Origin of the sequence: Natrinema longum, assembly GCF_017352095.1 — an archaeon.
Classification (GTDB): Archaea; Halobacteriota; Halobacteria; order Halobacteriales; family Natrialbaceae; genus Natrinema; species Natrinema longum.
In genome coordinates this window covers 2,357,528-2,379,551 of sequence record NZ_CP071463.1, presented here as the reverse complement: position 1 = coordinate 2,379,551, position 22,024 = coordinate 2,357,528, and the positions used below count along the sequence as shown (strand labels likewise).

General features: G+C 60.6%; 20 protein-coding genes. 7 read left to right on the top strand and 13 right to left on the bottom strand.

Going from position 1 to position 22,024, the window contains the following annotated elements; all coding sequences use genetic code 11:
- Positions 1-98: 98 nt before the first annotated feature.
- Positions 99-1,919 carry a biosynthetic-type acetolactate synthase large subunit gene (ilvB, locus tag J0X27_RS11735; RefSeq protein WP_207269367.1) on the bottom strand — a complete coding sequence of 607 codons (1,821 nt, stop codon included), beginning with the start codon at positions 1,917-1,919 and terminating at the stop codon, positions 99-101.
- Positions 1,920-2,245: 326 nt separating this feature from the next.
- Complete coding sequence (locus J0X27_RS11730; protein ID WP_425491971.1) at positions 2,246-3,484, bottom strand: LeuA family protein; 1,239 nt, start codon at positions 3,482-3,484, stop codon at positions 2,246-2,248.
- A 487-nt stretch (positions 3,485-3,971) separates the two neighbouring features.
- On the opposite strand from J0X27_RS11730, the gene J0X27_RS11725 reads away from it, so the two are divergent.
- Positions 3,972-4,427 carry a ferritin-like domain-containing protein gene (locus J0X27_RS11725; RefSeq protein ID WP_097380473.1) on the top strand — a complete coding sequence of 152 codons (456 nt, stop codon included), beginning with the start codon at positions 3,972-3,974 and terminating at the stop codon, positions 4,425-4,427.
- A gap of 308 nt (positions 4,428-4,735) precedes the next feature.
- The gene (locus tag J0X27_RS11720) at positions 4,736-5,026 is read left to right on the top strand and encodes a DUF5779 family protein (protein ID WP_097380474.1); all 291 of its coding nucleotides are present in this window, start codon (positions 4,736-4,738) and stop codon (positions 5,024-5,026) included.
- A gap of 45 nt (positions 5,027-5,071) precedes the next feature.
- Here J0X27_RS11720 and J0X27_RS11715 read toward each other — a convergent pair whose 3' ends face one another.
- On the bottom strand, positions 5,072-5,758 hold the full coding sequence (locus J0X27_RS11715; RefSeq protein WP_207269366.1) for a VOC family protein: 687 nt from the start codon (positions 5,756-5,758) through the stop codon (positions 5,072-5,074).
- A 305-nt stretch (positions 5,759-6,063) separates the two neighbouring features.
- Between J0X27_RS11715 and J0X27_RS11710 the strand changes: the two genes are divergently transcribed.
- Together J0X27_RS11710 and J0X27_RS11705 are read left to right on the top strand one after the other, a co-directional pair.
- The gene (locus tag J0X27_RS11710) at positions 6,064-6,747 is read left to right on the top strand and encodes a hypothetical protein (RefSeq protein ID WP_207269364.1); all 684 of its coding nucleotides are present in this window, start codon (positions 6,064-6,066) and stop codon (positions 6,745-6,747) included.
- A 76-nt stretch (positions 6,748-6,823) separates the two neighbouring features.
- Entirely contained in the window at positions 6,824-7,246 is a 423-nt protein-coding gene (locus J0X27_RS11705; protein ID WP_207269363.1) for a JAB/MPN domain protein-containing protein, read from the top strand.
- Positions 7,247-7,344: 98 nt separating this feature from the next.
- Here the strand turns inward: J0X27_RS11705 and J0X27_RS11700 are convergent, their stop codons facing one another.
- Positions 7,345-7,554, bottom strand: a complete 210-nt coding sequence (locus tag J0X27_RS11700; RefSeq protein WP_076143843.1) for a ribbon-helix-helix domain-containing protein — start codon at positions 7,552-7,554, stop codon at positions 7,345-7,347.
- 170 nt (positions 7,555-7,724) lie between these two features.
- Between J0X27_RS11700 and J0X27_RS11695 the strand changes: the two genes are divergently transcribed.
- On the top strand, positions 7,725-8,054 hold the full coding sequence (locus J0X27_RS11695) for a DUF5789 family protein (protein WP_207269362.1): 330 nt from the start codon (positions 7,725-7,727) through the stop codon (positions 8,052-8,054).
- Between the two features lie 11 nt (positions 8,055-8,065).
- Here the strand turns inward: J0X27_RS11695 and aglJ are convergent, their stop codons facing one another.
- The 6 genes from aglJ to J0X27_RS18110 form a co-directional block, all read right to left on the bottom strand.
- Complete coding sequence (gene aglJ / locus J0X27_RS11690) at positions 8,066-9,073, bottom strand: S-layer glycoprotein N-glycosyltransferase AglJ (protein ID WP_207269361.1); 1,008 nt, start codon at positions 9,071-9,073, stop codon at positions 8,066-8,068.
- A gap of 174 nt (positions 9,074-9,247) precedes the next feature.
- Positions 9,248-10,537, bottom strand: a complete 1,290-nt coding sequence (aglM, locus tag J0X27_RS11685) for a UDP-glucose 6-dehydrogenase AglM (RefSeq protein ID WP_207269360.1) — start codon at positions 10,535-10,537, stop codon at positions 9,248-9,250.
- A 90-nt stretch (positions 10,538-10,627) separates the two neighbouring features.
- Complete coding sequence (gene aglF, locus J0X27_RS11680; RefSeq protein ID WP_207269359.1) at positions 10,628-11,362, bottom strand: UTP--glucose-1-phosphate uridylyltransferase AglF; 735 nt, start codon at positions 11,360-11,362, stop codon at positions 10,628-10,630.
- A 299-nt stretch (positions 11,363-11,661) separates the two neighbouring features.
- Positions 11,662-13,107, bottom strand: a complete 1,446-nt coding sequence (locus J0X27_RS11675; protein ID WP_207269358.1) for an oligosaccharide flippase family protein — start codon at positions 13,105-13,107, stop codon at positions 11,662-11,664.
- 76 nt (positions 13,108-13,183) lie between these two features.
- Positions 13,184-14,605 (bottom strand): sulfatase-like hydrolase/transferase, encoded by a 1,422-nt coding sequence (locus tag J0X27_RS11670; RefSeq protein WP_207269357.1) that lies wholly within the window; start codon positions 14,603-14,605, stop codon positions 13,184-13,186.
- A gap of 85 nt (positions 14,606-14,690) precedes the next feature.
- Positions 14,691-15,914, bottom strand: coding sequence for a glycosyltransferase family 61 protein (locus J0X27_RS18110; protein WP_224214584.1), 1,224 nt, complete (start codon positions 15,912-15,914; stop codon positions 14,691-14,693).
- 134 nt (positions 15,915-16,048) lie between these two features.
- Between J0X27_RS18110 and J0X27_RS11660 the strand changes: the two genes are divergently transcribed.
- Together J0X27_RS11660 and J0X27_RS11655 are read left to right on the top strand one after the other, a co-directional pair.
- Positions 16,049-17,518 (top strand): sulfatase family protein, encoded by a 1,470-nt coding sequence (locus tag J0X27_RS11660; RefSeq protein WP_207269355.1) that lies wholly within the window; start codon positions 16,049-16,051, stop codon positions 17,516-17,518.
- Positions 17,519-17,530: 12 nt separating this feature from the next.
- On the top strand, positions 17,531-18,889 hold the full coding sequence (locus tag J0X27_RS11655) for a sulfatase (protein WP_207269354.1): 1,359 nt from the start codon (positions 17,531-17,533) through the stop codon (positions 18,887-18,889).
- Here the strand turns inward: J0X27_RS11655 and J0X27_RS11650 are convergent.
- The 3 genes from J0X27_RS11650 to aglG form a co-directional block, all read right to left on the bottom strand.
- Positions 18,886-19,845 carry a glycosyltransferase gene (locus J0X27_RS11650; protein WP_207269353.1) on the bottom strand — a complete coding sequence of 320 codons (960 nt, stop codon included), beginning with the start codon at positions 19,843-19,845 and terminating at the stop codon, positions 18,886-18,888. The two genes, J0X27_RS11655 and J0X27_RS11650, sit on opposite strands and share 4 nt — an antisense overlap.
- 141 nt (positions 19,846-19,986) lie before the next feature.
- The gene (locus J0X27_RS11645; RefSeq protein ID WP_207269352.1) at positions 19,987-20,973 is read right to left on the bottom strand and encodes an SDR family oxidoreductase; all 987 of its coding nucleotides are present in this window, start codon (positions 20,971-20,973) and stop codon (positions 19,987-19,989) included.
- Between the two features lie 54 nt (positions 20,974-21,027).
- Complete coding sequence (aglG, locus tag J0X27_RS11640) at positions 21,028-21,987, bottom strand: glucosyl-dolichyl phosphate glucuronosyltransferase (protein ID WP_207269351.1); 960 nt, start codon at positions 21,985-21,987, stop codon at positions 21,028-21,030.
- Between the last annotated feature and the right edge of the window lie 37 nt (positions 21,988-22,024).

Below are 22,024 nucleotides of genomic sequence, written 5' to 3'. Positions count from 1 at the left end.
GAAACACCTCGTGTGTCGCTGCACGGCGTGGGGAACCGCTCGAGACGGCGACGTCGTCTCGGGGTTTCGATTGCAGTCGGACGCGGCTCGTCCGGCGCTCATAGCTGGTCCTCCGTGAGTGCGAACTGGCCGTTGTCGCCGCCGCTTGGAACCATCGGATAGACGTTGGCGTCGGGATCGATGTGGACGTCGATCACCGAGGGGCCGTCGTACGCGATGGCGTCGTCGATCGTCTCGGCGACGTCGTCGTAGTCGTCGATTCGGAAGCCACACGCGCCAAACGCCTCGGCGAGTTTGTCGAACTCGGGCATCCAGCCGTAGTCCGACGCGGAGTGACGCCCGTCGAAGAAGGCGTCTTGCCACTGACGGACCATGCCGATGTACTCGTTGTTGAGCACGGCGACCGTGATGTCGAGCTCCTCGCGGACGGCGACCGACAGGCCCTGCAGCGTCATCAGGAACGAGCCGTCGCCGTCGATGCAGACGACTTCTTGGTCGTCGTCGGCCGCGAGCCGCGCGCCGATCGCCGAGGGCAGTCCGTACCCCATCGCGCCGAGGCCGTGACTCGAGACCCAGGTCCGGGGCTCGGTGTACGTCCAGTACTGACAGGCCCACATCTGGTGTTGGCCGACGCCGGTGGTAACGATCGCCCGGTCGCTCGTGGCCTCGTCTAAGGCCTCGACGACGAACTCCGGCTGGACCGGCTTGTCCTCGGGCGCGTCGTAGGCCATCGAGTAGTCGGATTTCCACTGCTGGCACTGCGCGCGCCACTTCTTCGCTTCCGGCGAGGAATCGACCGCCTCGCTCAGTTGCTCGACGACGGTTTCGGCGTCGCCGACCAGCGGGTAGTCCGCGTGGATGTTCTTCGAGATCTCCGCGGGGTCGATGTCGACGTGGATGACCTCCGCGTCGGGCGCGAAGGTCTCGATGCCACCGGTCAGTCGGTCGTCGAACCGGGTCCCGATCCCGATCAGCGTGTCACAGTGGGTGACCGCCATGTTCGCGTAGCCGGTGCCGTGCATGCCCGCCATCTCGAGGGACAGTTCGTGGTCTTCGGGGAACGCGCCGATGCCGGGCATCGTGGTGATGACCGGAATCTCGTGTTCGATGGCGAACTCGCGGCAGGCCTCGCTGGCCTCGCCCTTGATGACGCCGCCGCCGAGCAACATCACCGGACGAGCGCAGTTCTCGATCCGCTCGGCCGCCGCGTCGACGATCTCCGAATCCGCCCGCTCTTGCACCTGGTAGGTGTCCGGAACGGTCGGGGCGTCGGGCTCGCGGTCGGTCTCGCCGTTCGTGACGTCTTTCGGCAGGTCGACCAGAGTCGGCCCCGGTCGGCCCTCGCGGGCGAGTGCGAACGCCTCGCTGACGTCGCTGCCGACGCGATCCGAATCGCTCGCGAACGTGTTGTCCTTCGTGACTGGCGTCGTGACCCCGGTGGTGTCGGTCTCCTGGAAGGCGTCGTTGCCGACGAACTCCGTCGGGACCTGTCCCGTCAGCGCGACCATCGGATCCGAGTCCATATCGGCGTCCGCGATGCCGGTGACCAGGTTGGTCGCACCCGGCCCCGACGTCGCCAGGCAGACGCCCGGCTCGCCGGAAACGATGCCGTAGGCGTCGGCCGCGTGGGCCGCGCCCTGTTCGTGGGCCATCGTCACGTGACGGATATCCGAATCGTAGAGGGCGTCGTAGACGGGCATGATCGCCCCGCCCTGGACGCCGAAGGCGTACTCGACGCCCGCGTTCTCGAGGGCTCGAACGACGGATTCGGCACCCGTCGTGACCGGCTCGGCCGGCGATTCGGCGTCGTCACCTGCCGCGTCGTCCTCGGTGACCGCATCGGGCGCGGCGCTGTCAGTGATCTGATCGTCGTCCTGTTCGTCGTCCGCTGGCGTGACCTTTGCTGCGCGTTCGCTCATCTGTTATCTCCCGCCGGTTGCTGGCGATCGAGTGGTGTACGGTAGTGTGGTGTCATCTGGTGGGGTGGTGATCGCTCGAAGAACGATACGCCGTCGGGTCCGAAGCTACGAAGTACTAGAGATGGGGCTATAGAGCCCCTACAATACGAATCGAAGCGAACGCGCTGGTGTCGACCGTGCGAACGCGAGCCGACAGGGGAGCGCGGACCGTCATTACTGTATACGTAGTTCCGTCGAGGATCATAATCCTTACGAGTCGCTCGAGCCCGATCGCTCGACCGCGATAGCCGGGGCTCGCCAACGGAGGCAAACGGGGCGGACATCCCTCAGGCGCGCACCTCCTCGTGGTCCTGCTGGCGTTCGACGCCAGCCTCCGTCGCGAAGCGCTCGAGGTCGTCGACGGTGACCTGGCGCTTCTCGGCCCCGTAGTCTTTGACGCGGCGGGTGACCGCTCGAACCTGCTCGTCGGTGGGCGCAAAGCCACACTCGACGAGCCGTTCGCGGACCGAGTGGGTCCCGGTGTGTTTCCCCATGACCAGTCGGCGTTGTGCACCGACCATCTCGGGGGTCATGACGCCGGGTTCGAAGGTATCGGAGTTCTCGATGACGCCGGCGGCGTGGATGCCGCTCTCGTGGGAGAAGGCGTTGGCACCGACGACGGGCTTGTTGCCCGGCGTGTCCATGCCGCTTTTCTCCTCGACGACGTTCGAGAGTTCGGTGATGCGTGTCGTGTCGATCCCCGTATCGGTCTGGTAGAGCGACTCGACGGCCATCACGTACTCCTCGTAGGCGGCGTTGCCGGCGCGTTCGCCGATCGAGTTGACCGACACCTGTGCCTGGGCCGCGCCGGCTTCGATGCCGGCCAGGGCGTTAGCGGTGGCCAGCCCGAAGTCGTCGTGGGTGTGGACGTCGACCTGTGCGTCCGTGTGGGCACAGACCTTCTCGATCATGGCCCGGAATCGGGTCGGCGTGGCGACGCCGCAGGTGTCGGGAATGTTGATCCAGTCGGTTCCCGCTTCGGTGACCGCTTCGATCACGTCGATCAGGAACTCCTCGTCGGTTCGGGTCGCATCCATCGGCGAGAACATGCAGGTCACGCCCGCGTCTTTGATGCGTTCGACCGACTCGACTGCGCGCTGTACGACTTCCTCCCGGGTGGCGTGCATCGAATCCTCGATCTGGACGTCGCTGGTGGACACGAACGTATGCACCATCTCGACGCCGGAATCGAGTGCCGCTTCGATGTCCTTGTCGACGACGCGGGCTAACCCGCAGGTCGTCGAACTGGTTGCCGAAGCGATATCACGAACGGCCTCGAACTCGGCGTCCGAGTTGACGGGGAACCCGGCCTCGATGACGTGGGTTCCCATCTCGTCCAGGATGGACGCGATCTGCCGTTTGTCGTCGTAGGAAAACGATGTGCCGGGTGACTGCTCGCCGTCCCGGAGGGTCGTATCGAAGACACGTGCTGACTCTATTTCGTCAGTGGAATCTAACGTGCCCTGGAAGAACTCGACCCCCCTGATTGGTATCAGAGGATGGGCTGTCTTGTGAAGACATTGTATCTGAACCCGACGTGCGACGATATATATAAAACTATCGCTGTGACTGGCGCTGGGTGGCGGCCAACAGGCTGTTATCGTTCGTGGTGTTCCGAAAATCGCAAGACAGCGACGACCTATTATGGTATCCCCCTCTCCTAGTACTCTCTAGTGATCGGCGGACGACTGGCCCAATCGACGGCTGCTCACCTCGAATTGCCGCCCGTTTTCCCCCGCTGACCTCGCTCGAGCGCTGGCGCGCGCTCGATGGTGGACGTTCGGTCGATATGATCTTCGATAGCAGCCGATTTCAGTAGATCGTCCAAATATCGGGCGATTGAGGTCACGAACGCTCGGTCGGACGGTGTCAGGCTCGAGAATCACAACTCCTCCCCCGACGGGCTCGTGGTTTCGGAGTCGCCGCAAGCTGAAGCCCCGAAACTCCTGTCGGCGTTCGCGAAACGAGCGCGCGTGTGAGGACTATATGCCCGGTCGTGATAGGACGGTGCGCATGACGACCGACGAGATTACCGATCTACTGACCGCAGCGTACATCGACGAACTCGAGACCGTAATGAACTACCTGACCAACGCGATCGTCCTCGACGGCATCCACGCCGAAGAGGTCAAGGCGAGTCTCGAGGAGGACATCCAGGAGGAACTCGAGCACGCCCAGATACTCGGCGAACGGCTGAAGCAACTCGACGAGTCGCCGCCGGGCTCGGAGTCGTTCGAAGCCAACCAGCACAGCCTCCAGCCGCCCGAAGACACGACCGACGTCCAGTCGGTGATCGAGGGCGTCCTCGAGGCCGAGGAGAGCGCCGTCGAGACCTACCGGTCGCTGATCGAGGCCGCGACCGAGGCCAACGACCCCGTCACGGAGGACGTCGCGGTGACGATCCTCGCCGACGAGGAGGCCCACCGCACCGAGTTTCGGGGCTTCCAGAAGGAGTTCCCGATGGACTGACCGATCGTCTCCGCGAGCGAACGCAGTGAGCGAGCGGGCCGAGGAACTCTCGAAGCCGCGCCTCCGGCGCGGCTGAGGGGGTGACGCAGGCTTTTCATCGAAGCTAAGCGGGAGCTTCGCTCCCGCGAGGTCCGAGAGAGCGCTTCGCGCTCTCTCGAGATTTTGCCGAGGGCGCGCCGAAGGCGCGCCCGTGGTTCGAAAGGCGCTCCGCGCCTTTCGTCATCACGGAAGACGCGTAGCGTCTTCCGAACGACAGCGCAAAAGTTCGGAGGCGAACGTTTTTCTCGCCCCGGTTCGACCCACCGGGTATGAGCGATTTCGACCTCGACCTCCGGGCTGTCGAGGACCACATCGACGAGGAACTCGACCTCGAGGGGAGTATCGTCCTCGGCGTCCTCGATGGGACGACACCCGACGACGAGTGGCTCGAGTCGGTTTCGAACGGAAACGTCCTCGTCCTCAACGTCGAGGGGGACGTCAACGAGTTGGCTGCAGGGTTCGCACGGGATCTCAAGGAAGCGGGCGGCAGCCTCGTCCACTTCCGTGGGTTTCTGCTCGTGACGCCGCCGGGCGTGGACGTGAGTATGGACCGACTCTAAGACCCCCACGACACGACGGCAGCACCGATATCGAAGGCACCGCTCTCACGTCGAGACGAACGTCACGAAGTGACCGTCCGGATCGCGAACGACGACTGCTTCGTCCGTCTCCCGCTCGAGCGACCGGATTCGATCGTCGACCGCCGCGAGCGCCGCCTCCGGATCGGCCGTCTCGAACCCGAGATCGACGTGGACGCCGCCGCGAGCGTCGGCGATTCCCAGTTGAGGTTCCCAGAGCTCGAGCGCCATCGGACCCTGCAGTCGCACGCGTTTGCGGCCGTGGCCTTCGTCGACGGGTTCGAACCCCAGGTCCTCGTAGAAGGCCCGTGAACGCTCGAGAGCCGCGACCTCCAGGACGACCTCGAAGAGCCCATCGATCCCCGGACCGGCGACATCCTGTTGACCGAGTTCGACGCAGTTGCCGTCGGGATCGTACAGATACAGCGACCGCGTGGGGCCAAACTGCGCTTCCTCGAGGTCGTAGTCGTCGTCGAGCCGGGTCCACCACTCGTCGTACTCGGCGTCGGGAATCGAGAACGCGTAGTGGGTGTGCAATCCGCCCCGTGGGAGGCCGTCGGGACGGCGGACCACGAGATCGGTATCGCCCGCTGTAAAGACCAGTTCCCGATCCCCGCGCTCGCGGACGGTCAGTCCCAGCCGCTCCGCATAGAACTCACGTGCCGACTCGAGGGATTTCGCCTCGAGTGCCAGCCAGGCCAGCCCGGTTAGCATGCGAGGACGTACGCGGGGGAGGAGCATATACTGTTGGACGGCAGTCGGTGCGAAAGCGGTAGTCCGCCACCGATCAGTGCCGAGGTCGGGAGGGGACGAGAGGAGCCACTGCGCGTCACCGCACACCTGACTCGCCCGATAGCCGTGCGATCAGTGTGTAACAGTTGCAGTCGTTCCGAGAGCAGCGGCCGCCGTCAGGACCGGCACGGTCCCACCGATCCACTTCCCTACCGACCCGAAACAACGGGAAGCCATCGAGGGACCGTTTACTTACGCTTATGGGGTTACGTTACGTAACCTTCGGTATGAGCTCACATGTCGACGAGCGGCCGAGCGGTTTCGAGGAGATCGATCGGTTCGACGGCGGCGTCGGCTGGATCGCCTATCCCGAGGAGACGATGAAACGTGCCAGTCACGCCCTCGAAATCGACGGCGAGGTCTGGGTGTTCGACCCCGTCGACGCCGCGGGGATCGACGAGCTATTCGCGGAGTTCGGCGACGTCGCCGGCGTCGTCGTCATGCTCGACCGGCACAAACGAGACGCCGCCGCCATCGCGAACCGCCACGACGTTCCCGTCTACGTCCCCCGGTTCTTCGAGGGGGTCAGCGAGGAACTCGACGCGCCGGTCGCTCGCTTCGACGACGAACTCGCCGATACCGGACTCCAGGCGTTTCCCGTGGTCGACAACCGCTTCTGGCAGGAAGTCGCACTGTACAACCCGGCTGACGGAACGCTCATCGTCCCCGAAACGGTGGGAGCGGCCGACTACTTCCTGGCCGGCGACGAGGAACTCGGCGTCCACCCCATGTTACGGCTCAATCCACCACGGGAAGCGCTTCGCAACGTGGCTCCCGAACGGGTACTCGTCGCCCACGGCCCCGGTGTCATGGCGGCTGCAGCGCGACCGCTCGAGGACGCACTCGCCGGGTCCCGCAAGCGAACCCCACGGCTGTACGGAGAGATGGTCCGAGCCCTGCTTCCCGTCTGATCGGCCACCGGACGCGACCGGAAACCCGACCGCTATCGGGCATACATCTAACTAGCAGCCACTCAAAGGAGGGGCTGTGGTCTACGTAACCCGTGCACTCGTCGACGTCCTACTGGACCTGGCCAGCGATGCCGATCCCAACGACGTGACGACCGGCGTTTCGATCACGCCCGCCAGCGAACTCGAGGGCGCGGACGGCCTCCCCGAAGCGATGCCGGTATTTACCGACTTCTTCCTCCCCGATCCTGGCAACGCCGTCAACGCCGTCTTCGGCGTCGACCTCTCGACGCCCGCTCGTCAGGCCCAGGGGCGGTTCATCTCCCACCCCGTCGGCGAACTCGAGGTAACACGCCGGGACGATCTCGCCGAAATCGTCTTCGTCGCCGTCCCGCCGTGGGAAGTCGACGACGGCTCGTTCGCCGCGTTCGACCGGAGCGGCAAGCGCCAGCCCCTCGAAATCGTCGACGCCTCACCACCGGGGCAGTCGCTGACGGACTGAATCGAGCGGATCTCGTCTCGAGTCGAAACCGTGCTCCGCTCGGAAGGTCCCGACCGTGGGACCGTGCCGGTCGATAGCAGGGCGTGGAGCCGCCTCCCTCACTCGAGGTAGCCGAGTCCGCGGAGCTGTTCGGTGATCTCTTCGAACTCGGCTTCGGTGAGTTCGCCTTCCTTCTGGTGTTGGATGACGATGCTTCGCAACAGGAACCGGACGAGGTCGCTCGTGCTCTGGAAACTCGTCCCCTCGATGGTCTCCTCGACCCGATCCGCGAGGTCCTTCGGGATCGACACCGTGGTGTAGTCGGTCATACGCCATACTCCGTCCCGGTCCCCAAAGGAGTGTCGACGACTGGATCGCCGAGACGGGTCCGATAGGCGGGGTGTCGCGACCCGGTTCGGTCGACCGTCGTGTTCCGTCGCGGCTGGTCGATCGTCTCCCCAGCCATTTTTGTATCAGGCTCCATAGCGAGAGGTATAGCATGGGAGTCCGGCCACCATCGAGCGGAGACGACGAGGAGCCCGACAGCGTCGAGTTCGGTATCGCTGCCGTCGACGCCCACCTCAGGGACGCGGATCTGTCTTTTCCGGCCACGAAAGACGACGTCCGAGCCGAACTCGGTCACGAACGCATCCCCTACGACGTCCACGGAAACGACGTGGCGCTGGGCGAGATGCTCGCCGAAGTCCGGGCCGAGCGGTTCGACTCTCGGCAGGAGTTGCTGAACGCACTCCATCGCCCCTTCGAAAAGCACCGCCAGCGCCACTCGAGTGGCGTCGTCGCACAGGTTCGCTCGCTGTTACCGTTCTAGCGCAGTCTCCCTTACTCGTCGTCCGCGTCTCGAGCGATCCGCTCGAGGCGGCGGCGCTGTTCGCGGTGTAAGGTCACGAGCATGTCCGAGAGGACGCCGAACATGAGCAACTGGACGCCCAGCAGGATGGCAGCCGCCGAGGCGAGCGCCATGACTTCGTGGCTCTGGTGGTACTGAACCCACTCCCAGAGGACGTACACCGCGATGAGGCTCCCCGAGAGGATGCCGGCAACGCCGAGACTGCCGAAGTAGAACAGGGGGTTGTTCGTCTTGGCCAGCGAGTACAGAGCGAGGAGAATCGTCCCGCCGTCTTTGACCGGGTGCAGGTTCGTCTCGGATTCGTCGGGTCGAGCGCTGTAACTGACCGGAACGACCGTCGTCTCGACGCCGTGTTTGACGCATTCGACGGCCAGTTCGGTCTCGATGGTGAACCCGTCCGAATCGAGGGACAGCCGTTTGAACGAGTCGACGGTAAAGGCCCGATACCCCGAGAGGATGTCCTCGTAGTTGGCCCCGTGGACGAACCCGAACGCGCGGTTTATCATCCGGTTGCCAAAGCCGTTCAACGCGCGCATCGCGTCGTCGTCCATGTCGGCGAATCGGTTGCCGATCACGTGTTCGTACCCCCGCGAGAGCGGTTCGAGCATCCTGTCGGCGTCGGCCGGATCGTAGGTCCCGTCGCCGTCGAGCATCAAGACGTACGGAACGGTGACGTACTCGAGCGCCTCGCGGACCGCTTGCCCCTTGCCGTCGCCCGACTGGACCAGTACCTCCGCCCCGTGGTCGCGGGCGATCTCACGGGTATCGTCGGTCGAATCGCCGTCGACGACGAGGACGTTCGTGTATCCCCGCTCGGCGAAGCCCTCGATCACGTCGGCGATCGTCGCCGCCTCGTTGAGCGTCGGAATGAGAACGCACACCTCGTCGGGCGAGATTTCCTCGGTCTCGTCCGTAACGGCTATCGCCTCGCCGCCGTCCGAGAGGGGGCCCGAGCCTGTTCGAACCGCATCGTCTTCCATCGAACACAACTCCCCTACCGAACCGCAAAAGGCTACTGATTGAGCAGTGTCGGGTTTTTACGGTCAGTCGGTCCGACGCGAATCAGCCACCACTATCGTCGCCACTGAAAGTCATTGTACACCTGATCGCACGACAGCGTTGCGATCAGTGTATGAACCGTTTCAGTTGCGACTCTACCAGGTCAGTCCCTCGTAGACCTCGAGCGCGTCCTCGTCGACGTCGATCCGCCGCCCATCGACGACGACGCTGCGGGCCATCCCCTCGAAGGAGAGGTCGTCGAACGCCGGCCAGTCGGTCGCAACGACGGCCCCGTCCGCGCCCTCGAGGGCCCCCGCCGCCGAGTCGGCGTACTCGATGTCGGGATAGTCGGGCCGGACGTTCTCGATCGCGACCGGGTCGAAGGCGACGACGACAGCGCCGCGATCCGTCAGGTGATCGATCACGTCGAGTGCGCGCGACTTGCGGATGTCGTCGGTGCCGGGCTTGAACGACAGACCCAGCACCGCGATCCGGGCCCCCTCGAGGTCGACGTGGGCCGCGAGCAACTCGACGAGCCGTCGCGGTTGCTCGTCGTTGACCGCGACGACCGCATCGAGCAGTTCGGGGTCGTACCCCTGTTCGCGAGCGCCGGCCCGCAAGGCGTTGACGTCCTTCGGGAAACAGGACCCACCCCAGCCCAGTCCGGAGCGCATGAACCGGTCGGAGATCCGATCGTCGAGCCCGACCGCCTCGAGCACCTCGTAGGCGTCCGCGTCGTACTCCCGTGCGATATTCCCCAGCTCGTTGACCAGCGAGACCTTCGAGGCGAGGAAGGCGTTGTTCGCGTACTTGATGAGTTCCGCCTCGCGGATATCGGTCTCGACGAGGTCCGTGTCGTCTCGCTCGAGGATCGGCGCGTACAGTTCGCGAAGCGTCGCGGGGGCCTCGTCGCTGGCCGTCCCGAAGACGACCTTGTCCGGCTCGAGGAAGTCCTCGACTGCGGTTCCCATCCGGAGGAACTCGGGGTTCATCGCGAGCTCGAGCCCGTCACCGATCTCGGTTCCGGATTCGGCCTCGAGGATCGGACCGACGACGTCTTCGGTGGTGCCGGGCAGGACCGTGCTCTTGACGACCACGAGGTGATCGTCGTCCTTCTCGGCGAGTGCGCGCCCGAGCGATTCCGCGCCAGCCTGCATGATCGCGAGGTCGAGACTCCCGTCGTCGGACTGTGGCGTGGGCAAACAGAGGAACGTGACGTCCGTCTCGCGGACGTCCTCGTAGTTCGTCGTCGCACGGAGCGTCGTGCCGGCGTGTGCCGCGATTCGCTCCGCGAGGCCGGACTCGTGGATCGGGGCCTCGCCGGCGTTTATCGCCTCGACGATGTCCTCGTCGATCTCGACGTTGGTCACGGTGTGGCCGAGATCGGCGAGACAGGCAGCGACGGTCGTGCCGACGTAGCCGCTCCCGACGATGGAGACGTTCATGTGACCTGCAAGGAACGGGGACGATTAGTCCCTTTTGGGTCGTCCTCGAGTCGTTCGACAACTCGAGGACGGACTCGTTCGGGGGAGTAACTACTGTTCGACCGGCTCGGCTGGGTGGTCCGTGAGTCGCTCCTCGGCGCGATCCCTGTCTTCGGGGTAGCCGACGTCGATGCGCCAGCCGTCCATTCGGATCGCATCGATGGTCCGACCCGACTGGATGAGCAGATCGATCGCGTCCGGCAGTTCGTACTCGCCGCGATCCGAGGGCTGGACGAGGTGACACGCGTGGAAGATCTCGGGCGTGAACGTGTAGAACCCGGTCATGACGAGGTTCGACGGCGGATCCTCGGGTTTCTCCATCACCTCGACGATCTCGCCGTACTCGTTGGTGTCGAGGACGCCGTATCTCGAGGCCTCCTCGTAGGGGACTTCCTCGACGAGGAACGCGGCGTCGGCCCGTTCTTCCTGCTGGCGGTTGATCACGTCGCCGAGGTTCGCCCGGAAGACGTTGTCCCCGAGCATGAGCATGAAGTCGTCGTCGACATGGGGTTCCGCCTGGAGGATGGCGTGGGCGAGCCCGAGCTGTTCCCGCTGGTGCGCGTAGGTGATCGGAACGCCCTCGTACTCGTCGCCGTAGCGCTCGATGATCTTCTCTTTCATGTAGCCGACGACGAGGACGAATTCGGTTGCGCCGACCTCGATGAGGTTGTCCATGACGTCCTCGACGAGCGGTTTGCCGTCGACTTCGACGAGGACCTTCGGCTTGTCTTCGGTGAGCGGCCGGAGGCGGGTACCCTTTCCTGCGGCCAGCACGACTGCTTGCATGTGCACACAGATTCTACTTGAGTGTTATATGTTTTCGGGGATTGTCGTTGCCTTAGTGTGTGTTCGACTGAACACCGTGGTAGTTTCTGCACCATCGCGCAACGAGGTGCAAAACCCGTACTGAGAGGGAGAATCGTCGCCGACCGGCGTTGTCGACGGCTGCCCGTCGGAAGTCTGCCGGCGTGATCGTGGATCCAGCCACACGTCGACCGGATTCCTGAGATGAGCGGACGTGTCGATAAATTAGATCGTCCTCCGAGCCTGTCGATCGAGTGGCGATCGCCGCCCGGTCATTGATTTCAAACCGTCGGGAAATCGATCGGGAGGTTTTGGTCGACGGTTGTCCGGAAATACGAGGAGATGGCAAACAGCGTTCCGAAGTATACCGCTGCACCGAAACCGACGAGCGTTATCACTACGACGAGGTTATTGCCGACTGAGATGTGCGCTGACTCGAGCCAGAGGCCAGTATAGACGACTACCCCCATAACGGCTGCTGCAGTCCACTGTTTCCCAATCTCGCCGAGCGGAACGGAGAACTCGATCAGTGACGAGAGCGAGAAGTAGGCTACGACGAGGCTGATGGCGACCGATGCAGCGGTCGCCGCCGCTGCACCCACGACCTCGAAGGGGGGGATCAGACTGACGTTTAAAATCACGTTTGCACCGATGAATACGGCATTCACTCTGAAAGAGACATCCGGTCTGTCGATGGCATCGAGTGTTGTCGTGAACTGACGCTGGTATCCCTGGATGAGTGTTGCAACGATGAGTACCGAGAGTACGACTGTCCCTTGTGTGAATTCCTCTCCGTATATTCGAAGGAGACGCTCCCCGAGTAGCGTTCCCCCGACGAGTCCCGGAATGAGAATCAAGCCGCCGTACGTGAGTGCGGTTTCGAACAGGTCTGCTACCGATTGTGCGTCTTCTTCGGCCGAGAGTGAACTCATCTCGGGGAACAGCGTCTGGCTCAGCGATCCACCGAACAGTATCAGAAACACGGCGATGTTCCAGGCCGCCGTGTAGATACCGACGAGCGACGACGATACGAAGAATCCGAGGACGGCTACGTCGACCCAGTTGAACGCACGGGAACGGATCTCACCGAGCCACGAATACTCCGCGTAGGAGATGATCCGACGGTAGTGTTCGAGCGTTGGCAGAGAGACCGATGGAAAGTTCCGAACCGCAATCCATAGTCCGAGTACGGACACGAGCGCGTAACCAGCGGTGTATCCGATGAATAGGCCTGTGATTTTGAGTCCGAGAAGGATCGCGCTGATCTGTACAATACTCCGCGTTCCGGTACGAATCGGATTGAATATTCCCGAGATATGGACGAGGTGTTGCCCGTTGAGTATCGAATTCACGGACGACTGAATAAGGTTGACGAACAAGAACAGTACCACGATCTGTGCAGCCGGATATCCGATATAATCATTTATATGGTGTCGAAAGAGGAGAATCAAAACGGAAACGACCAGAAACAGGCAAAAGGCGATTACCCCGCCAGCGATCGCGTAAGCGGCCTCGTCTTCGTCCTCGCTCACTCGTTTGTTGATAGCGCTCGGAACCCCCATTTCCACTGCGATCCCTAACCAGGATACCGTCGAAAGAACGAGATAATAGGTCCCAAGCGTTCCGGAACCGAGAAACCGTGCGATGAATATCGTCGCGACGAACCCCAGCAGAGACGCAAAAAACCTGGAGGTGAAATGAATTACTGATGTCTGGCCTAGCCGCATATCCCTACCGGTGAGCGAGAATACAAAAAGAGCACCTTTTCTATTCGACCGGCGAGACAGAACGAGGGTAGTTCTATTATGCGCGATAGCCGAGTTCGTGCAATCGCTGCTCCACTGCGGCTTCGATCTCTCCGTCGGCTTCCGTAATGTCGATAGGGTCTAGTTCGTCAACGGTTGACTCGATAAACTCCCGATCCGCGTGTGCTCTCGTTGCTTGCTGGTCGGGAATCGAAGATTCGAATCGGACCTCATCTTCGCGACGGACCGCGTCAACGACCGTCGCGCCACCCTGTTCGTGACAGACGGCATGCCACGGCCCAAAGTACGGTTCTCGGTCGGACTCCGGGATCGGCAATCCCTCTCCGGGTTCCTCGATTCGATACGAAGTCGTGATTGCGTGCCCAGTTTCCGGGACGAAACCACCCCTTTCACCGTTTATACAGTTTCTAACGACGGACGGAAATCGAGTCAGTGAGGCGGGTTCGGTTACGGTTTCACCTGTCGACTGGTCGGGATACTTCACGACCAGAGGGACGTGTGCGACCTCATTACCGATCCCCCAGCTATGGTCGATCAAGCGTACCGCGTCGTTTACAACGCTGTACTCGCCGAATCCCTCTCCATGATCGCTCGTCACAACAATCAGCGTCTCCTCGAGTTCGTTCGCTGCCTCGAGTCCCTCGAACAGTTCGGAGAGGTACGCGTCGGCCTGTTTAATACAGCCATCGTACAGACTCATGCACGCCTCGAGTTCCCAGAACGGACGGTCGCCGAGATATTGGGTCGTGAGCGGCCCTCCCATCGCCTCTCGATGGAGGCCCCGCAAGACATCACCCCCCCATAGATCATACCTCTCTTGGGGCAAATACGGATAATGGGCGTCCATGAGATTGATGCATGCTGCCCACGGGTCGGAGCTCGATTCCCGCCACTCGAGGAACTCCTGGACGTACTCGCCGCCGTGTTCTCTTTCGGGATCGTGTGCTGCGCTCGAACTGCCAAACTCCCTCGCTAGCCCGTTCACGATAGCCTTGGCCGGTGACTCACTCTCGAGACACGCTCGGACGTATTCCAGATAACTCGGATCCCCCGAGATGCTTTCGGGCCCGAGCGCCTCCGGGAAGAGTAACACGTTTCGTTTCGGTCCCGTCACATCGTCGAAGAAAGAAGCGAGGTTCGACGATTCGGCAACGATCGCGTTCGGTGTGAACAGACCAGTTCGATAGCCGTCGTCAGCCAGTTCCTCCCAAATGGTGTGTCCCGGGGCCAGGCTCGCACCGTGTGACGTCGCTCGATGTTCAGCGACGTGATAGCCAGTGAAGAGACTCACGTGACTCGAGATACTATGAATTCCCGGTGCCCTCGTATTGGTATAGCTCGTTGCTCGAGCGGCAAACTCGTCCAGATGAGGCGTTGTGTCGCGCGGATAGCCGAGGTGACCGACGTTCTGAGCGCGAACGCTGTCGAGAACGACGAGGAGGACGTTCGGCTGGCTCATAGATAGGGATCTAAACGAGCGTATTTGTATACTTCGATAGCTGGGATAACATCGAGGCAACCATTCTAGACGCGAACAACGTCGCCTACGCTTCGATTCGCCGTTCTAATTTCCGTTCCAGTTCAGCAGTATCGACGTGGAGATCGATCCCCCGGCTTTCACACTGTAGATACCCGTACTCGAGACCCTGTAAACGGGCGATCCGATAGAACGTCGATTTGAGCCAATCGCCGAACAACTCCACGACAGTGGTATCCGACGAGTAGATGGTATTGATGAGCCCTGCTCCGTGCGGTCCGACCACGATGTCAGCGTTCGCGAACAGCTCGATCTGTTCTTTGACCGTGAGAGCCTCGAGTTCATAGGACGTAAAGCCGAACTGTTCGAGTGTCGACATTACGTCCGCCTCGTTCGCGATTCGTCTGCGAGTTGCGTTGGACCGCGAGACGTAGATCCGCTCGTCGTTTCCGGGGGTATCGATACCGAGCTGATCGTAGGCACGCTGACGCAGCCACTGACATTCTTCGGGCGAGGGGTCGGGAAACGATGGGACGACGAGATGATCGACCTGCATCGTGTCAGCACCCGTTTGGATCCATCTCCGTGGACCGAACCCGAGCAACTCGAGAGACTCGGTCATCCACGAGGGAGGATCGGTTGGCAGCAAGAGTTTCGGCGATCTGTCCGTTTCGCGCTCGTACAAGGAGACGCCCATGAGTTTCGTGAGCGATTCTGCCGTCCAATGATAATAGTTGTCCCAGAGCGGGACGAGTGTACAGACCGAATCGACCGTTGGTCCATCCCGTGACCGTGTTCCATTTCTGGTAAGCGTCCGCCGTCCTGTTTGGATCGGATTACTTTCGTGCAGGACAACTGAGAGAGCTGTCTGAAGGCGATTTTCGAGATTCCACTGAAACGAGATCGTATCGCCGATAAACGAGCCATCACCCGTAAGACCGAGGCCGGCAGCGGCCCAGAGTTGCGCATTGGGTACGTCACAGACGAACGGCTCTGGGGGTTCTCGATGCTCGAGTGAATCGAATCCATCCTGGGTGTCCGTAACGTCCTTCGTCGGGATTTCCGGTCGAACCGCCTCGGTTGGAACATCCCACCGCCGTCCATGCTGATCCGCCCAGACAGCAAACGAGTTCGTATCGAGTACCGGCCGAGACGTACGCGAGAGAAGTGTCGGTGCAACGAATCGCTTTAACAGCGATTTTCGGTACGCGATGTCCCAGCCGTTCAGGAGAACACTTTGGAGACCGTTTTGCTGATATTTTCGGTATGCTCGAGTGGATAATTCCGTCATCGTATTAGAGGCAGCCAGAATATACCAATAGGCCCACGCTCGTGCCGTCTCTGAAATAGTTGTCCACGGGTCGATCGATTCCAGGTTCTTGGTCGACAAATATATATTCTGCCTTTGATTACTGCGGGCAACTAATGATCGACAATGTCATCGTCGTTGTCCTCGATGCACTCCGTGCGGACAGGGTCAAGTCCGACGATGGTCGAGATCTCACCCCTTATTTAGACGAGCTTGCGAGCGATAGCGTATTCTTTAGCCAGGCGTACAGTACGACGACTGCCACGGACCCGGCAGTTACCTCGCTGCAAACGGGACGGCATCCACTGTCACACGGGGTGCGTAATCACGGAACGCACGTGACCAGTGAGGAGAAGGCAGCCGTCGAAGCCGTCGAAGCTGCACCCGAGGTATTCAAACGAAACGGGTTCGCAACGTCCAAGATCGGGCGTCCCCTCGGCCGATGGCACAAGCGCGGGTTCGACGAGTATCCGAACGTTTCATCGACTCACTGGCATCGACGTGCGTTCGAAAAACGGATGAGCAAACTCCTGTATAACGTTCATCCGTCGATCGGGGATACGATATCCGGCGTCTACAACAAAATATTCGAGTCCGGAGAAACCGACTATGCGGAGCCCGAGGAAGCGGCGGACGAAATCGTCGAAACTCTCGAAGACGATGACCGCGCGTATAGCTTCGTCCACTGGATGGATACGCACACCCCGTACTCCGCACCGAAGGGGTACGTCGAAGAATGTCTCGATCGGTACGAATACGGCGATTCCAGATCGCTGGAAGCCGTCGCCTCCGAGTACCCGGAGGAATCAATAACTGCGAACAGTCTCCGATCTGGCGGTGTCGTCTACGAGGGATCCGAACCCTGGATCGAAACGGAGTCCGACCCAGAGACGGGACTTATCGATGCTCGATACGACGCTGCAGTGCGATACAGTGATGCCAAACTCGGTGCCCTGGTATCGGAACTTCGAAGTCGAGGGTTGTACGACTCGACCATGATCGTCGCGCTCTCGGATCACGGAGAATCCCTCGGTGAACACGGAATTTATTACGAGCACCACGGTCTCTACGAGTGTACAGTCCGTATCCCGTTATTGCTTCACGTTCCGGGTCAGCAACCGACAGAGATCAACCAACTCGTGAGCATAATGGACGTTCTCCCGACGATGTATGATTATGCAGGGATAGATGATGCACCTCCGACGGACGGTCAGTCGCTGCGACCGGTCATCGAAGACGGTGAATCGGTCGATCGAACGGAAATCCTTGCTGGAGAGGCCAATGCCCAGCGCCGTCGTGCGATACTAACAGATAACTGGAAGTATATACGGGCTCTCGATGACGGAACCTGTCGGTACTGTGATCGACAACACGCTGCTCGTGAGGAGTTGTACAATCTCGAGGAGGATCCGGAAGAGAACCGGAACGTCATCGAAGAGAACCGAGATATAGCAACCGATCTTTCAGCACGGATGGAGGATCGGGTCGAGGAACTAACACAAAACAGATCGGAATCCGACGGCGAGATCACCTACGACGACGAGGAGGAAATGATGGATAGACTTGAGGCACTCGGCTATCGATGAACAGAGGAAAGTATGAATACGATTCTGATCACCGTCGATGCTCTTCGTGCGGATCATCTCGGTCAATACGGCTACGAACGCGAGACGATGCCGGCTCTCGACCGGCTGTTGGCGGACGGAACGAAGTTTACCAACGCCTTTGCTAACGGGCCATACACACGCATCTCGGTCCCCTCGTTTCACACGTCCCGGTATCTAGCATACGAGCGATTGGACGAACTCCCGACGATCGGATCGACGGTCAGCGACGCGGGAATCCAGACGGCAGCGATCGGAACACGGACGGGATTTAGACAGTACGAAGGCGGCCTGATGTTCGACGAATTCGTCGATCTCGGGCGGGACACCTATTACGAAGAAGCAAATCAAACCCGTGGACCGATCGAACGACTATCGCAGGGAACCCGACGGGCCGCACAGTACATCGGTGATAAAATTCCGGAAGAGAGTCCCGTTTACGAGCAAGCGAAACGGGCATACGACGCCGTATTGGGGGAAGGGTTCGAGTTCAAGGGATACACTAGTGCCGAAGTTCTGACCGATACTGCAAACGACTGGCTACAGAAGCAAGGCGACGATGAGTTTTTTCTGTGGCTGCACTATATGGAAGGTCATCGGCCATACGGAGTCCACACCAACAGTCCCGCATATCACGACGGGGTATCGGAGACTCGAATCCGGGAGTTAATGAAGAAAGCCGGAACGGATCCGGAAGCCGTTTCAGCTGCGGAACGGGAGACGCTTATCGACTTGTACGATTCCGATCTCCGCTATTGTTCACAGCATCTCTCGAGGCTGTTCGACGAACTCTCGAAATTGGACCTCTGGGAGGAAACTGCGATACTATTCTCCAGTGATCACGGCGAAGAGTTTGGGGATCACGGGAAGTATTTCCATCGGAATTACCCATACAACGAACTGATCCACGTCCCGCTGATCACCAAAACACCGGAAGAGAATCCGGAAACAATAAGCGACCAACGAGAACTTATCGATCTCGCGCCGACGATCTGTGCACTTCACGATGTCGAAACGGAGACGCTTCCGTTTTTGGGGACGAATCTCTTCGAGGGAGCCGAACGTGACGTGTACTCGATCGGCGCACAGTGTTCGCGGGAATCAGTTACCGCTGCTCGAAGTGACGGGTGGAAATACCTCTCCGTTGGAGACGATAAATCGTTATTCGACCTCGAAAACGATCCCACGGAGTCGAAATCGGTCGCGGACGAGCACTCGAAGGTCGTCTCGAGGTTCGAGCGGCAGATCCCGGCTCGACTGTTCGAGTCGGATCCCGAGCAGTTAGAGGCACCCGAGGACGAAGTCGACGAGGGACATCTCGAGGCGTTGGGCTACCTGGAAATCAAAGACTAGGCCGAGTCGATCGTTCGAGCGTAGATCTCTTTGAGGCGATCCCCGATCCGGTCCCAGCTGACCTCCCGGACGGCTTCACGACCGTTCGAGGGCGTGTCCGCATCGAGTACCGAGACCAGTTGTGCGACCAGTTCGTCTTCCGTCTCACCGACACCGGACGGGGAGACGTTTCGGAGCCGTGACCGAACGTCACCGACGTCCGTCGAGACGACGGGGAGGTTACACGCCAGTGCTTCCTTCACGGTATTCGGTGATCCCTCGTGCTCCGAAGTGAGCAAGAGCACGTCGGCAGCGTTCATATACAGTGGCACTTCCTCGTGACTGATACCGGATATCGTCTGGAGTTCGATCTCACTATCGACCCGTTTTCGGGTTCGCTCGACGACGCGCTCTGCCAGTGGATAGTTTTTCCGTTCGTAGTCGGGTGAGTAGGGGAAGAGAACGTGCGTCCGGTCGGTACTCCAGCCGACCTCCTCACGCGCCACACGGCTGTCGATCGGTTTGAATCGCTCGAGATCGACCCCACTGGGGATGATGTGTGCGTCGTCACGCCCTAGCAGTTCGCGCATCTCTTGACTTCGAACTGTCACGGCATCACACTGCCACGCACACGCCTTCGTCACCAGTCCATCAAATCCGACAACGTCCGATCCCCACAGCGTCAACACGACGGGGAGTTGAAACTGTGTAACTGCATACGGTGCAGTGAGCCCGTAGTTCGCGTGTACGAGGTCGTAGTCCCCACGACGCAACTCCCGACGGACGCGAGGGAAGTATTGGAGATACTCTTTCATGCCGCGACGCCCACCCATGTCACCGTCGATCTGTTCGGCTCCTGGAACGACACACACCGTACAGTCGATGCCTTTTTTCTGGAGAACTTCGATCTGTTGGTCGAAAAAGATCTCCCTCGCAGTGACTAGATGGAGAACCCGAAGGCTGTCGTCGGCTGTCATTCGATTACAGCAGAGTTGCCGCGGCGATTGGTTATACTCTTTGCTTGGCGTCCAACAGCATCGGTTCTCCTGACGAGACGTCTCCGAGACCCGATCCGACGGTTCGGTACTCGCTCTCGGACGAGACCCCGGAGCCGTATATCACGACCGTCGAACCAGTGGATCGTACCAGTCCTCGTTCTCTCGGTACCACCCGATGAACTTCCTCGTGCCCTCCTCGATCGAGACGGTGGGCTCGTATCCGATCACTCGTCGTGCTTTCGACACGTCGGAGTGCGTATGCTGGGCATCGCCATCCCGTGGGTCGGCGTACTCGATCCCGATCGACGGGTCGATTTCGTCCCGAATGACGTGGGCGAGTTCATCGATCGTAATTCGATCCGTCGATCCGACGTTCATCACCTCGCCGTCGGCAGCGTCGGTCTCGAGCAATCGCTTGTTCGCATCGACGATGTCGTCAATGTAAGTAAAGTCCCGCGTCTGTGATCCGTCACCGAAGATGACAGGCGGTTCGTCGTGGAAACACCGCGAAACGAAGTTCGTGAAGGCCATATTTGGTCGCATTCGTGGGCCATACACCGTAAAGTACCGTAGTGAGACAGTCGGAAGTCCGTACACCTCATTATAGACGCGGACGTACTGTTCGGTAGCGACTTTGGAGGCCCCATAGGGGCTTACGGGCGTCGTCGGATGATCCTCGTCATAGGGTAGATACTCGGGCTTGCCGTACACTGAAGAGGAACTTGCGTTTACGAATCGATTCACACCGGCGGCTCGAGCCGCTTCAAGCACAGTAAACGTCCCTTCGACGTTTATCCGGGTCGTCTTTTCTGGGTTTTCGACACTCGCGTGTACTCCCGCTTGGGCGGCTTGATGGAAGACGAATTCGACATCAGAGATAGCGTCCGTTACGAGGTCTTCGTCCGTGATGCTCCCCTCGAGAAAGGTGTAGTGACCGTCTCCTGTCGCCGCGGCTTCTCTGGCGACTTCGACGTTGCGTTCCTTGATACCGATATCGTAGAACGGTTCCAGAGAGTCGAGAACGACGACATCGTGTCCATCGCGAACGAACTGCTCGGCAAGATGGCCCCCGATGAACCCTGCGCCTCCGGTAACCAGGATTTTCATTGATTGTGTAAGCGAGCGTCCGAGTGAAAAACACCTCGGAACGGAACCGACCGATCAGTTACCGACACCAGTGTCCCGACCGGCTATCAATCGCGAGCGATCGACATCAATCAGTCCATAGAGGTAGCCAAAGCCGACCGCCGCGGTAAAGACGAAGATCGTCACGAGCTGTTTCACCTGTGGCATCGACGGCTTTCCAACGAGAGACGAGAGCCGGTCCGGAACGAACTCGAGCATGAGCTGACCCAAGTACTCGTTCTTGTCCCCCGAGGCCTCCGGTAAGAGCAGATCCATGATCCGCTTGGAATACCCCTGCCAGAAGGACCGAAACACGAGCCACTGGAAGTCGCCACGGTAGTCGAACAGCTTGTGGTGGACCACCGCGTCGGTGTTGTAGATCACGCCCTTCCCGTACTCGTTTGCCATTCGAATACAGATGGGCGCTTCGTGGGCCTGGATATGTCGATCGCCCTTTCGGCCCGTATTCTCGTCGTAGCCGCCGACGTTCAGGAACACGTCCCGCCGGAACGAGATGTTCGAACCGTACGTGTTCCGTAACTCCTCCATGTGCTCGCCCATTCCGCGCTCGTCACACCCGACGAGCCAGTAGAACTCTTCGGGGAAGAAATCGGGTTTGTCGGTGACCCAGTCGGGCGCGACGTGGCCGCCGACCGCGATCGCGTCCGTCTCGTCGTAGACCCGAGCCAGTTCAGCGATCCAGTCGGGCTCGGCGACAGCGTCGTCGTCGATGAACGCGACCACGTCCCCCGTCGCGATCTTCGCCCCGCGAGTTCGACTGTAGGAAATCCCCTGATTCTCCTCGTTACAGTGGAGGACGACGTCGTCGAGGTCGCCGTAATCCTCCTGGACGCGCTCGAAGACCGGCTCGTTGCCGTCGACGACGAGAACGATCTCGAGTGGGTCGTACGTCTGGGCGAGGACGCTATCGACACACTCCGAGAAGACGTCGTAGCGTTCCATCGCGTAGGTACAAATGACGACGGAGACCTTCATTGGGAAACGGATTTCGGAGAGGCCAGAATAAGCTTTT